The sequence below is a fragment of the Robertmurraya dakarensis genome (genome assembly GCF_900156875.1).
Classification (GTDB): Bacteria; Bacillota; Bacilli; order Bacillales; family Cytobacillaceae; genus Robertmurraya; species Robertmurraya dakarensis.
In genome coordinates, this window is record NZ_LT707408.1 from 585,159 (window position 1) to 598,721 (window position 13,563).

The following is a 13,563-nucleotide window of genomic DNA, read 5'->3' on the forward strand; positions in this document are numbered from 1 at the left end:
GTTGTCTTAATACAATGTGTTTTTTTGTTTTTTAATATAGAGAACTCTGTGTATACTAAAATGGAATGCAAGTGGGCTTTTTACCAAAATAAGGAGTACAAAGCTATATGACAAATCAAAATAAGGAAGAGTATATTAGCAGTTATATTAGTAAGTTGTTGAGAAAAAAGTTTGGCAAAGGGCCGCATAATTGTCGAACGACGATTACAAAAAATCATTTAGTTACATATATCCAAGGCTTTTCCACACCTATGGAAGATGTCCTGCGGCAGCAGGGACAAGACAAGTATGTGGACCATGCCAGGACGGTTATTGTTGATCATCTATTGGATGAGATTAAAGGTGTTATACAGGTGACGATAGAAACTGAGGTGGAGGAATATTACCATGATTGGAATTTTCCCAATAACTCTGGAATATTGATGTTCGTGTTAGAGGAGGAGGCAGGGCGTGAGTGCGAAACCAAAGTTGACCGTGAGAGATTGGAATCGGAAGTAGGGCGGATCAGTCTTTTAGTAGAAAAGGTTCCAGAAGAAATTAGAACTCACCCTATTTCTGAATCGATCTGTTTAGTTGAGAGAATTGGAATACTAGTGCCGATTGAGAAGGCTTTGTGTGAAAAGGGTTTTAAGAAAGAATTGAGATTTACCAAGGATGAGCTGGAAAAAAAGTATTTTCACCGTGATGGCAGATTTGATGAGATTTTTAAGAAGGAAGTGAAGGATATCTTCATTGACTGGAACTTTAAACAGGATAAGTCGCTGATGGCTTTTATTTTATCCAAATAAAAAAAATCCCCAGTTAGACGGGGGAATGTATATAACCTTTGTGTCGTTAGTGATAACTTTATTAGGAAAGTTCTTTAAGATCTTCTTTCATGTATTCGAAAACGGTTGTTTTATTTCTGCCAGTGTTCTTTGAGTGATATAGAGCAGAGTCTGCCCTTTTAATGATGACCTCAGGAAGCTGGTCTTCATTTTGGTAACAAGAAATTCCGATCGAAATGTGGATAGGCTTCCCTGTAGGACTAGGCGTTTCAGCAACTTTGTTACGCAGCCGTTCGGCCATTGCAATAGCGTCATCTAGATTTTTCCCTTTCAATAAAAACGCAAACTCTTCGCCGCCATATCGGTAACATAGATCTTCGCCGCGAGATGCCTCTTTCATGAGCAGTGCAAGAAATCTCAACACATCGTCCCCGACCAAATGCCCGTATACATCATTGACTTTTTTAAAATGATCAATATCCAACATAAGCAGGGAGAAAGACATTTTTTGTTTTATTAAATAGTTCATTTGCGTATCAAAAGCCCGCCGGTTAGCTAACCCTGTCAGTCCATCATATGATATCTGCTTATTTAATAATTGAAAATGCTCTAGTATATGCTGATAAAGCTGACGGACTTCATAGATACTTGATTTAATATCTAGCTTCTCTATTGAAGTATTTTGCTGATTATTTTGTATCGCTTTTTCCGAAAACCTAGCAAGACGAGTAATTGGCTGTGAAAGATGATTGGCAAATAATCCTGAGAGTAATAAAATAATCAACAATAACGGAAGAGAGCGAATAATCATGTCTTTAGTCAAGTTGTGAAGCGGCTCTTCCATAACCGCCGTAGGTGTTTGCGCGATTATCCCCCAGCCTGTTTCTTCTACATACGCATATCCAGAAAAATATTCGATGCCTCTGCTATTGATGATTTGTGCAGCTCCATTTTTTCCTCCCATAACATTCTGCACAAGAGGATGGTCAGCAATAGATTCATTGATCCGGCTTGGGTCTGGGTGATAAATGATGCTGCCTAATCGGTCCACAACAATTACAGATGATTGACTTTTTAATTCATGGCTGTTAAGGATTTCTCTGAGAGAGTTATTGCTTTCAAGATAAATCGTTCCGTCGACTACCCCTTTATAATTGCCATGTTGATCAAATATAGGATGCGAGATGAGGACCACAAGATTACCAGTTTGCGCGAGATAAGGGTCCGAAATAAAGGGTTCCTTATTATTTAATGCTTGTTTCATTAAGTTTGTGGTAATTTTTGTGCCAGGTTTGACACTGCCTTGATTGCTCGGCAATGCTTGGGGGCTGATGAGTTGAACGACTCCGTTTTCATCTGTTGTGAAAAGCGAATTATAGTAGCCGCTCGAACCTGATTTCCAGTCATCTAAATCAGATTGGGTAAATTCTTTATTCCCTATGATCGTGGCTAAAGTGCTTAGATTTTGCTGCATATTATTAAGCAAGTCATTTGTACTTATCGAAATTTTGGTGGCATAGCGGAAGTTATTTTCTAGATGGTTTTCAGTTAAGTTAACCCGAAGTGCATGCGTGGACAGGTATAAGTTGATAATAGTCGTACTTCCTACTGTAAATATTACTAGAAGACTTATTGCGAATTTAAGTTTTATCCCCTTCTTAATAAACATGATATCGCACTTCTTTCTATTATCCATATTATAGTTCTATTTTACCAGATGCAACTTCTGTGAATTAGTAAAAAATCCCTAACATTTTATCGATTTATTGAACCTTTTTGAAAAATGAAGAGAATCGAGAGTGGCACATATTGAAAAATCAGACGTTCATCATGTGTTATAATATTTGTTTGTAGGTTTATAAGAGAAAGTGAAGAAAGATAGAAGTGATAGTTGATGAGCATTTTTCAACATGCTTTTATCGAAATTCAGCAAGAAGGAGCAGTAAAATTGAATAAACCAAAATTATGGACGAAAGACTTTATTTTTATTTCTGTAACTAGTTTTTTTGTGGCACTAACCTTTTATATGTTAATGACCACATTAACTGTTTATGCGGTAGAACAGTTTCAAGCTTCACAAAGTAAAGCTGGCCTTGCTTCTAGTATCTTTGTGATAGGGGCTGTTTTTTCACGTCTTTTTGCAGGAAAATATATTGAAGTGATTGGCCGAAAAAGGCTGATTTATGGAAGTTTGTTATTATTTTTAATTTCTACTTTATTATATTTTACAGTGACTAATTTGAACGTATTGCTAGTTGTACGCTTTATCCATGGTGCTGCATTTGGGATTGCGACAACCGCTTTGTCAACGGCGGTCATGGATATGATTCCAAAGGAACGAAGAGGAGAAGGCACGAGTTACTATACTTTAAGCTCCTCTGCCGCAACAGCCTTTGGACCATTCATTGGGCTGTTAATTACACAATATGCAGATTTCAAGTGGATTTTCGTCGCTTGTACTATTTTCTCAGTAAGCAGTATTGTGATGACACTATTTTTGAAAGTTCCTGAAGCACAAGTGACGAAAGAGCAGCTTCAAGCGATGAAACAAGGGTTTAAACTGCAGGATTTCTTCGAGAAAAAAGCTGTACCGATCTCGTTAATCATGATTTTAATGGGAGTGGCGTACTCTGGCGTAGTAACGTTTTTAAACCTGTATGCGATTGAAATTGACTTAGCTGAGGCAGCGAGTTTTTTCTTTATGGTATATGCGGTGTTCTTATTTATATCAAGACCTTTTACCGGAAAGCTGTTAGACCTTAAAGGAGATAATATTGTTATTTACCCAGCACTGATCTTTTTTACGATTAGTTTGTTCTTGCTCTATATCGTAAATAGCGGCTTTGTATTGCTGTTATCAGGAGCCTTTCTTGCACTTGGGTTTGGGACGATGATGTCTAGTTCACAGGCGATTGCGATAAAAGAATCACCAAGACACCGGGTTGGCCTCGCGACATCTACCTTTTTCATCTGTTTGGATACGGGGGTAGGAATCGGACCATTTCTAACTGGTATGATCGTGCCATTCGTAGGGCTGCGCGGGATGTATTTGTTCCTGGCAGTACTTGTGTTGCTGTCGATTGCTATGTATTATTTCTTACATGGTAAGAAATCTGCTGTAAGGAAGGATAATCCTGAAGCGGCTTAGGGTTTACTTTGTAAAAACTGAAGGGGCTATTCTGGTTCAGGAAGTTATTCGGACAAGCTGAGGGTTTAGTTTATCAGTCAAGTCCGAATCAGAGTGGTCCTCTAAGGATGAATTGATACTGGTGTTCCAATAGGAATAGTCGCTGCTAATTCCTCAACATCTTTGTTATACATTCGAATGCAGCCTGCAGATACGGCCTTGCCAATTGAACTAGGATTATTCGTTCCGTGTATTCCATAGTGTTCTTTTGACAAACTCATCCACATTGTGCCGAAAGGTCCTCCTGGGTTAGGGGCTTTATTAATAATGATGAAATTACCAACCGGTGTATTACTCAGGATACGGCCTACTGCTATTGGATACTGCTTTTGCAAGACTCCATCTTTATATAATCGCAGCTGGCGGTTGTTAATCGATACATCAATTCTGTATGAAATGGTTTGGACAGGCGGAAACCCTGGAATGACAATACTTTGACCAGAATAGATAACATTTGGATTAATACCGGGATTAGCCCTAATTATTGAAGCAAGCAGTGTGCGGTAATCTCTAGATATTTGATATAGTGTTTCACCGGGTTTAACAGTATGAATCAGCGGAAACACCTCCCATGTTGTCACATGGTATATCCTATGATTATATTAAAAAATGTGTCAACGTCCTTAAAAAAGAGCGATTGCTCATGTAACGGGTTACCAGTAAATCCCTAGTATAATGATTTCAATGTGTTTGAAAAATAAACGGAAAAATTCCCTTTAAATTAGGAAATACCCATATTTCCTGATAAATAAGGGTATTTTTTCCCGTTATATGATCAAAATCTTTGGATTTGACGTTAATTTGAGAGGATAAGGGGAATTTTTCCGCTTATTTCTGCAACTTAAACATCTCTCCTATACAATAGCGGGAAATTCTCCGTCTAAAAAGCATGGCACCCCAAACTGCCATGCTTTTTTCATTTTTTTGCAAAAGAGAACCCGCTGAAAAATAATGGTCTAGGGAGTTAAAAAGCCGTGCTGGCCAGCGGTATATAAATTACGCCAAATACGATTTAATGTGGAGGACTCCTTAACAGCCTCCATTCCAAAATAGCGAATTAATGTATTGGCCCCATCAATAAGCACGTTGACGCAGCTCTTACAAAATTGGGTGAATTCCTGCAAGTCTTGTTGAGTTAATTCATTATTTGCTTTATGCTTGTGCCACAGTTCCTCAATGAGAGTATAAAATACTTCTTCTTTCTCCTGAAAAAGCTTGGCTTGCTCCTCAATTAAGTTTGTTACATTTTCATATCGTTCTTCATGGTGGGTAGACCAAATTTCCTTTTTCCGAAAAGAGCTTACTTTTGTTTCTCTGAGGAAGTCTTGTCCGATTCCTAGGCAGACTGCCGTAAAAGAAGCTTCTGAAAATGGCAAAAAAGGAAAGCTATGTACGAGTCCGCCATAATTGTTTTTATGCTGCAGCAAAGTAAAGGTGCGGCTTTCAGGGATTTTTACAGTATCCACTTTAATCGAATGACTTCCGGTTCCTTTTAATCCAAATGCGTCCCAGTCTTGGATGATATTAACATCCTCTGGCATCAAGATACAGCTAATAATATGATCCGCAGCGGCGGATCCATTTTCTTTAACCAGGCAATTGGCAGTAAAAAACGAGGCATACTCCGAACCGCTGCAATATTTCCATTCGCCGCTCACTTGATAAACATCACCTATTTTGACTGCTGTGCCAGTAGGATAACCGCTGCCTGCAATCACAGCGTTTGCTGGACGGAATAAGGCTTCGCATACATTTTTGTCCATACAAGGAATAAACATATTTCCGCCAGAACCGATTGTTACCAGCCAGCCAAAGCTGCCATCAATAGAAGACGCTTCTTGAAACACTTTTAATGCTTCAGGCAATTCAAGATTTTTTCCGCCTAGTTCATTTGGGACGAATAATTTAAATAGCTTATGATCATAAATGATCTGCAAAATATTTTCTGGCAGTGTACCTAATCTTTCAATCTTATCACTGCTGCTTTTTATCATCTCAATCTCTGAAACTGAAAACATAGTGGCCTCCTTATTCAAAAAGAATATCTAGTACTCATTAAATCAAGAATAGAATCAGTCGTAAATAAAATGCAATAAGTTTATTTTTGAATAAGTATGGAAAGATAGCTATTATATAAAAGGGACAAAATAGAACAGACAAAGGCAGGAAATGTTATGATTGTAAAAACTGATGAAGATTTAGCTGGATTGAAAGAAATTGGAAAAATCGTAGCACTCATTAGAGATGCGTTAATTGAAAAGACCGTACCGGGTGTAACAACAAAGGAATTAGATGACTACGCTGGCGAACTTTTCGAACAGCATGGTGCGATATCTGGACCAAAAGGAGAATATGATTTTCCAGGGTTTACTTGTATCAGTGTTAACGAAGAGGTAGCGCATGGAATTCCTGGAAAAAGAGTGATTCAAGAAGGAGATCTCGTCAATATTGACGTATCGGGTTCTAGAAATGGCTACTTTGCAGACACAGGGCTTTCTTTCGTTGTTGGAAAGGATGAAAAGCTAAATAAACTCTGTGAAACGGCACAAATCGCTTTTGAGGAAGGTTTGAAAAAAATCAAGCCTGGGGCAAAACTCAATATGATTGGAAAAATAGTTCATAACACTGCACGCAATCATGGCTACACGGTGATTATGAACTTAACCGGCCATGGAGTTGGCCGTTCACTACATGAAAAACCTGACCATATTTTAAATTATTATGATCCATGGGAGCATACTTTGCTTAGAGAAGGAATGGTCCTTGCTTTTGAACCATTTATTTCAACGGGTGATGAAGAAGTCATGGAGCTTGATGATGGCTGGACGTTCGTTACCCCTAATAAAAGTTATGTAGCACAGTGCGAGCATACAGTGATTGTTTCAAAAGAAGGACCGATCATTATTACTCGATAAAGTAAAAAAGGGTATTATCCGCAAGTGATGATACCTTTTTTACATTGATCATCATTTCATTATAAGGGAAAAACGTACTATTTGATTCATTAAGCCAAAATAACCAATTACAGAGTATTTGGATAGTAACAACCAAATTTTCCCTTTATATATGGTAAAATAGTGATTGTGATTGTGAAAACTCAAGAGTATCAATGATATGTAAGCGGGGGGATTATAGTGTTTAAAAAAGTGGCTTCTGATGTATTAGGACTAAGTGATGTCGGCAGTGTTATTAAGCCAGTTGATTATGATAAAGTGGACGCTGATGATTATGTGATGCACGAGGATAATGAAAAAATTTATTTCCTAATTAAATCCAAATCAGATGAATACTGCTTTACCAATAAGGCGTTAATTCATTTAGATGGAACAAGTGCAGTTAGCAAAAAACGTACTTTAAAGCGTTATAGCTATCACGCGCATACGATTTCTAATGTGTTCTTAGAAACTGCAGGTACGGTTGATCTGGATGTGGAAATTAAGTTTTCGATCGGCTCAGTGCCTTTTTCGATTGATGTACACAAAAAGTTTATCGAGGAACTAAAGGATCTTTATAAAGCACTTATTCGAATCTCAGAAATCAGTCTTGAAAATGAAGTTTCAATGGAATTTGCTCAGCAAAGTCTCAACCTTGCTTCTAACACATTTGGGCGGGCAGCAATAAATGAAGACAATATTGTTGACAGCTTTAAAGTTCTTAACGAGACAGCATTTAACTGGCTGATGAACAGCCGGAAAAAATACAATGTGAAAGACTTTGGGTTTGTTTTTGAAAAATATATTAATAACTAGAGAGTTTAGAAACCCCTGCTTATAAGCGGGGGTTTCCTGTATGCGATGGCTATTTCTTTGGAATGCGCTGAAATAGGACATCCTTTAATATTTTGGGTTGTAACAGTGTGGATGTTGGTTTTACTAGGTGCATCACTTTAATAAAAGAGTCATAGACGTATTGATTATGCCCTGATAGCTGAAAAATCTTTTTGGAATACCACTGTTGAAGGGAGAGTCCAAAAGGCTTTTTCCCAATGGTTCCTGGATAGCGGAAATCTTCTGTGATAACCATAGTCCAGATGGGAGCTATGATTTTTGCTGTTCTTTTTGGTAAAACACTTGAAATTTCCTGCAAGTTACTATTTTGCTCCTCCAATAATTTTTTAAGAGAAAGAGCCTCTAAAATAGCAATGCTCATTCCTTGTCCAAATACAGGGTTAATTCTGCAGACAGAATCTCCAATTAATAATAGTCCTCTGGGGAGGTTCTTTACTTTATCAAATCTCTTCCAACTGATATGCGGGACACGATAGATTGAAGTTTTATCCAGTGGTGCTCCATTCTTAATTTCTTCATAAATATCTTTTTTCGGCAGCTTTCCAGCCAGCTCTATAAAAGCAGCATCGTTATTTAGCAATTCTTCTTCATTGATTTCACTCTGATAGCTAAGCACGGTAACCATATAACGGTCACCTTCAACCTTTGAGATTGAACCGCCCATTTTTTCATGAGGGGGATTTGGATAGATCATTTTTATAGTCCAATCTTTGTCAGGACTTGTTTGCAGTTGATAAGTTTTCGTTATATAGCTTAAGTCGATTTTTACTTTATCTTCTGGGATTGTATAGCCGTATTTTTTTAATAGTTTGGTTGAAAGGCTGCTTGTTCCGCTCGCATCAACAACTAAGTCAGCCATTAACGTTTCAGGCTCAGAGTTATCCGTTTTGATGACAACGCCTGTGATAGCATTATCATTGCTTTGATAGAGAAAGTCCTGTACAGTCGTATTGTATCTAATGCTTACATTTTCCAATTCTTTTATGTATTGATATATATGCCATTCCAAATGAGGCCTTGATTGAAGTGTAGTACGATAGCCGCTGTTATACCGAAGTTTCCAATGTCCATGATGATACCAGTGCAATTCCTTTGTGGAATGAATGTTAACAGCACCAGTGGATTGACATCTTTTCATTATGCCCGGAAATAATTGCTCAAGACCAGCTTCACCAGCGTCCAAAAGGGCGTGTATATGCTTGCCTTGGGGTGCTCCTTTTCTAGGGTTTGGGCTATTCATACTGTGATCGCGTTCAATGATGACCACTTCTTTAAAAAACGGCGCGAGGACGCGCGAGACTAGTTTTCCAGAAATTCCTCCCCCAATAATGATTGCTTTATCTTTAATATCCATGAATGTACACCTGCCAAATCTTCTATTCCTTACTAAAGATAGCATATAAGTTCAAGCTTTTTGATAACATATTTGATAAAAAGAAAACTATTCTAATAAATGAGGTAGCAGGATGAGTGAAAAAGATTTCAAAGACTATAAATTGAGTGAAGAAATTGCAAGGGCACTTTCAGTTTTAAATTATCATAAACCAACAAAAGTACAGCGGAGAGTTATTCCGCTCGCTCTAAAACAAAAGGACCTTATTGTAAAATCACAAACAGGAAGCGGGAAAACAGCTTCATTTGGCATCCCGATTTGCGAGCTTTTACTGTGGGAAGAAAATAAACCGCAGGCGTTAATTTTAACGCCGACTCGTGAATTAGCGCTTCAAGTAAAGGAAGATATCATAAATATAGGGCGATTCAAGCGAATTAAAGCTGTTTCGCTATATGGTAAACAATCCTTTGTTAAACAAAAGATTGAACTGAACCAAAAAGCACATGTGGTTGTGGGAACACCTGGCAGGGTCTTGGACCATATACAGAAGGGAACATTTCCAATAGAAAAATTAGAGTATCTGATTATTGATGAGGCAGACGAGATGCTCAGTATGGGTTTCATTGATCAAGTTCAAGCAATTATCGAAGAGCTCCCTAAGAAAAGGGTGACAAGCGTGTTCTCAGCGACTTTTCCGGAAGAAATTAAGAGCTTATGCTTAAATTATATGCAGGACCCAATCACGATAGAAATCGAGACTAGTGAGGAAGCGAAGCATCGCATTCAACATTCTTATCTAAAGGTGGAAGAACAGGAGAAGTTCTCCCTGCTGAAGGATATCACTGCGGTTGAAAATCCGGATAGCTGCATTATTTTTTGTAATACACAGCAGAGAGTTGATGAGGTGTTTGATAACTTAGACAATCTGGGTTATCCATGTGATAAAATTCATGGCGGAATGTATCAAGAAGATCGATTTGATGTTATGAAAGATTTTAAAAAGGGAATTTTCCGCTACTTAGTCGCTACAGATGTGGCGGCGAGAGGGATAGATATTGAGGATATTACGCTCATCGTTAATTATGACATCCCCTTTGAGAAAGAAAGTTATGTCCACAGGACTGGAAGAACTGGACGTGCAGGTAAGAAGGGGAAAGCTATTTCGTTTATTACCCAAAATGAAGAGGGGATACTAACGGAAATAGAAGAATACATAGGAATGGATATTCCTCTTGATAACGCTCCTTCGGAAGAAGAAGTCCAGAGAAAGAAAGATGCTTTTGAGGAAAAATTAAGGGCAAAAGTTCAGTTGAAAGAAAATAAAACTGAAAAACTAAACAAAAGTATTATGAAGTTATATTTTAATGGTGGAAAGAGTAAGAAGATCAGAGCGGTAGATTTTGTTGGAACCATTGCGAAAATAAATGGTGTAACAGCAGACGATATCGGAATCATTACCATTGGGGCAAACTCCTCATTTGTGGAAATACTAAATGGCAAGGGGCCGTTAGTGTTAGAGAAAATGAAAAGAACAACGATTAAAGGGAAACTCTTAAAGGTTCATCAGGCGAGAGATTGAAAAAGGCAGGTTCTATTATCAGAACCTGCTTTTCTAAAAGGGTGTGGGAAAAAGGTATTAATTAAAGAGAGAACTTACTTAATATGTGAAGGACCTATTAATGATTCTGGGTCCATTCCCATCGCTAAGAGACTGATCTGTGCGTAACCACTATCCTTGAATTGTGAAAAAATGCTTTGGATGATGTGGAAATCCTGATCATCTTTTAATTTTTGCAATTCATTTTTGTATAAGTTCAAGACAGATTCGTGCACAAAGCCAGGAGTGTATTGACCTGGGTCTTCATTCATAATTAAACAGCCTAAGTAATGGTATTTAAATTGGAGTGCACGTGTAAGAAACACCATGTCTAACCACTTTCTAAAAAGGGCAGGATAGGCTTTTTTCATCTTTTTAAGAGCTTCCTGTGTTGCTTCTAGTTCATTAATACTGGATAAAGTGATCATAGACTCTCCTCCAACTTTTCTTGCATTTTTTTAAAAATTCCGTGTTGTGAAAAAGATCTTATTTGAACTTAGTGTACGATGCTCCGGTACGTTAGTAAAATGGTTAGTTTTTATGTGAACTATAGCTTTTATCTATGAAAATGCTTACATGTATAAATGGTCTTTATATTAATGTGAAAAAAGCTGTTCACTTCTTCGTGAACAGCCGAGGTAACACTATATCCAGTCGACCTTTTAAGGCGTTGTTAATTGATCTTTCATGAAGTGAAGCCATTCTTTGGCTGCATAGGAAAGGTATTCATTTTTTCTCCAAATCACCGCAAGATTCCAGCTGACGTTTGGATTGACGATCTTAATGGACTTTACGTTTTCACTTAGATTATTACACACACTTTCAGGCAAGAGTGATATGCCAAAGCCGCTTGCTACCATTTCTTTAATAAAGGAACGCTGTGCACTCTCGGAAATAATATGAGGCTTAAAACCAACGCTGCTGCAGGAGTGTATAATTCGATCATTTAAAACAAAATCTTTATTAAAAAGGATAAAAGCTTCATTCTTAAGCTCTGATAAATGAACTTCTTCTCTTTTGGATAAAGGATGAGAGATATGGAGAATAAGTCTTAGATCTTCTTCCATAAAAGAAAAATGTTCAAAGATCTTCTCTTTTGTGGGAAGAACGATGACACCGACATCCAAAAGGTTGCCCGCAACATCCTCTTCTATTTTTTTTGAACCTGATTCAACAAATTGGAAAGTGATTCCGGGATGCTTTTCGTGAAAAAGTCCCACCTTACTCAGGAATTTACGTGCATTAAAGATAGGCGGCAAGCCAATTCGGATATGTCCTCTTTTAAGACCAGTTAAGTTATCTAATTCCATTTCTAAGTTTTTGAAGGCGTGATCAATAAGCTTAGCTTGTTCCAAAATAGTCCTTCCTGCATCTGTTAAGACAAAATGTTTCCTAGAACGGTCAAAGAGTTCAACCTCCAATTCTGTCTCGAGGTTTTTAATCATTTTACTTATCGTGGGCTGTGTAATATATAATTCGTCTGCGGCACGCGAGAAACTATTTAACTCTGAAACTTTGATGAAATATTGTAAATGTTTTATATCCAATTTCAGCACCTGCTTCTCTTATTCTAGTTAATTTTATTATTAATCAATTGGTAAAAGATTTCAAAAATTTTTTCGAAGGATTTTTTCAAAATGCATGCTCACTGTATCTTTTCGCATAATAAAACAGAACTTATTTACTGAAATTTAATATAAGAGGATGGAGATGTAATGGATTGGAGTTTACTTTGGAAAGCCGGAATGATTGTGATAGGCGGGACACTTTTACTAAGAATTGCAGGAAGGAAATCAATTTCGCAGATGACCCTTGCTCAAACAGTCATTATGGTTGGAATAGGTTCATTATTAGTTCAGCCGATTGTTGGAAAGAGCGTTTGGTCAACTTTAGCAGTTGGATTCATTCTTGTGACTACACTAGTAGTCATTGAATTTATTCAGGTCAAGACCGATTTTTTCGAAAAATTTATAACGGGAAAATCAAAAATATTAGTAGAAAATGGACAGATCAATATAAAAAACTTAAAAAAGTTAAGGATGACGGTAGATCAATTAGAAATGCAGTTTCGTCAAAACAATGTAACCAATATCTCTGATGTTCAGTACGCTACACTGGAACCTAATGGACAGGTAGGGTTTGTGTTAAATCCAAATAAACAAAATGCTACTAAGGAGGATATTCAAAGGCTGGTTCAAGAAATAGAACAGCTGAAAAACTATATTAATACGAGGATGCCTCGAACGAAAATTATTGATAAGGGGGGTAAGCTAAAGACAGTTCCGGCGATGTCATCTAATGACAAAACACAAGGGAAGGATGGTCAGGTAGACTTATTTGAAGAAGTTCTCCAAAAAAAACATAAACATGAACCTCCGAAGTATCTACAGTAGGTTTGAAGGTAATTTATATCTATAAGACTCAAAAGGGGGGATAGGATGGTCTTCAATCGAGCAAAAACGGTTGGTAATGGTACAACTGTTGACTCAAAGTACATTCAGCAGCATTTACCAAATGAACGGACTTATTTAGCGTGGATACGGACCGCTATTGCCATTATTGGAGTAGGGTTTCTTGTATTAAATATGCATGAAAATATGATAAGTTCCTTTACTGTTTTCGGAGATGTACTTGCTCACACAATTGGCCTTTTTTCAGTAGGTCTTGGGATTTCAACCATTATTATGGCAACAATTATCTATCTGAAAAAAGTGACTAGCATCAATAACCAAACCTTTGTATCTTCCAAAAAATTCATCATTACATTAAGTGTGTTTATCATTCTCATTGCTTTGCTATTTGGGATTTTCTTCACCATGGGATAAAAGAAAAGCACTTCTTAAGAGCCTATTAGGGGCCAGAAGTGCTTTAGGTAAGCTTGCTTTTGTAAT

Annotated in this window: 13 protein-coding genes; 7 read left to right on the forward strand and 6 right to left on the reverse strand. The window is 37.4% G+C overall.

The features are described from left to right. Positions 1 to 107 precede the first annotated feature (107 nt). Positions 108 to 788, forward strand: coding sequence for a Na-translocating system protein MpsC family protein (locus tag CZ487_RS03850; protein WP_077210903.1), 681 nt, complete (start codon positions 108 to 110; stop codon positions 786 to 788). Between the two features lie 61 nt (positions 789 to 849). Here CZ487_RS03850 and CZ487_RS03855 read toward each other — a convergent pair whose 3' ends face one another. Continuing rightward, a complete protein-coding gene (locus CZ487_RS03855; RefSeq protein ID WP_077210904.1) occupies positions 850 to 2,436 on the reverse strand; it encodes a sensor domain-containing diguanylate cyclase in 1,587 nt (528 codons plus the stop codon). Positions 2,437 to 2,661: 225 nt separating this feature from the next. Here CZ487_RS03855 and CZ487_RS03860 point away from each other — a divergent pair, with 225 nt between their 5' ends. Continuing rightward, on the forward strand, positions 2,662 to 3,915 hold the full coding sequence (locus CZ487_RS03860; RefSeq protein WP_237562796.1) for an MFS transporter: 1,254 nt from the start codon (positions 2,662 to 2,664) through the stop codon (positions 3,913 to 3,915). 101 nt (positions 3,916 to 4,016) lie between these two features. On the opposite strand, the gene CZ487_RS03865 is transcribed toward CZ487_RS03860, so the two are convergent. Continuing rightward, positions 4,017 to 4,511, reverse strand: a complete 495-nt coding sequence (locus tag CZ487_RS03865; RefSeq protein WP_077211847.1) for a L,D-transpeptidase family protein — start codon at positions 4,509 to 4,511, stop codon at positions 4,017 to 4,019. Positions 4,512 to 4,910: 399 nt separating this feature from the next. Further along, on the reverse strand, positions 4,911 to 5,972 hold the full coding sequence (locus CZ487_RS03870) for an acyl-CoA dehydrogenase family protein (protein WP_077210905.1): 1,062 nt from the start codon (positions 5,970 to 5,972) through the stop codon (positions 4,911 to 4,913). Between the two features lie 156 nt (positions 5,973 to 6,128). On the opposite strand from CZ487_RS03870, the gene map reads away from it, so the two are divergent. Then, on the forward strand, positions 6,129 to 6,869 hold the full coding sequence (map, locus tag CZ487_RS03875) for a type I methionyl aminopeptidase (RefSeq protein WP_077210906.1): 741 nt from the start codon (positions 6,129 to 6,131) through the stop codon (positions 6,867 to 6,869). A 219-nt stretch (positions 6,870 to 7,088) separates the two neighbouring features. Next, positions 7,089 to 7,703 (forward strand): PH domain-containing protein, encoded by a 615-nt coding sequence (locus tag CZ487_RS03880; protein WP_077210907.1) that lies wholly within the window; start codon positions 7,089 to 7,091, stop codon positions 7,701 to 7,703. A 49-nt stretch (positions 7,704 to 7,752) separates the two neighbouring features. On the opposite strand, the gene CZ487_RS03885 is transcribed toward CZ487_RS03880, so the two are convergent. Further along, entirely contained in the window at positions 7,753 to 9,096 is a 1,344-nt protein-coding gene (locus tag CZ487_RS03885) for an NAD(P)/FAD-dependent oxidoreductase (protein WP_077210908.1), read from the reverse strand. A gap of 112 nt (positions 9,097 to 9,208) precedes the next feature. Between CZ487_RS03885 and CZ487_RS03890 the strand changes: the two genes are divergently transcribed. Further along, on the forward strand, positions 9,209 to 10,654 hold the full coding sequence (locus CZ487_RS03890) for a DEAD/DEAH box helicase (RefSeq protein ID WP_077210909.1): 1,446 nt from the start codon (positions 9,209 to 9,211) through the stop codon (positions 10,652 to 10,654). Positions 10,655 to 10,728: 74 nt separating this feature from the next. Here CZ487_RS03890 and CZ487_RS03895 read toward each other — a convergent pair whose 3' ends face one another. After that, positions 10,729 to 11,100 carry a hypothetical protein gene (locus CZ487_RS03895; protein WP_077210910.1) on the reverse strand — a complete coding sequence of 124 codons (372 nt, stop codon included), beginning with the start codon at positions 11,098 to 11,100 and terminating at the stop codon, positions 10,729 to 10,731. Between the two features lie 234 nt (positions 11,101 to 11,334). Next, positions 11,335 to 12,219 carry a cidABC operon transcriptional activator CidR gene (gene cidR / locus CZ487_RS03900; protein ID WP_077210911.1) on the reverse strand — a complete coding sequence of 295 codons (885 nt, stop codon included), beginning with the start codon at positions 12,217 to 12,219 and terminating at the stop codon, positions 11,335 to 11,337. A gap of 168 nt (positions 12,220 to 12,387) precedes the next feature. Here cidR and CZ487_RS03905 point away from each other — a divergent pair, with 168 nt between their 5' ends. Together CZ487_RS03905 and CZ487_RS03910 are read left to right on the forward strand one after the other, a co-directional pair. Further along, positions 12,388 to 13,065 (forward strand): DUF421 domain-containing protein, encoded by a 678-nt coding sequence (locus CZ487_RS03905; protein WP_077210912.1) that lies wholly within the window; start codon positions 12,388 to 12,390, stop codon positions 13,063 to 13,065. Between the two features lie 45 nt (positions 13,066 to 13,110). Then, a complete protein-coding gene (locus CZ487_RS03910) occupies positions 13,111 to 13,497 on the forward strand; it encodes a YidH family protein (RefSeq protein ID WP_077210913.1) in 387 nt (128 codons plus the stop codon). Positions 13,498 to 13,563 lie beyond the last annotated feature (66 nt).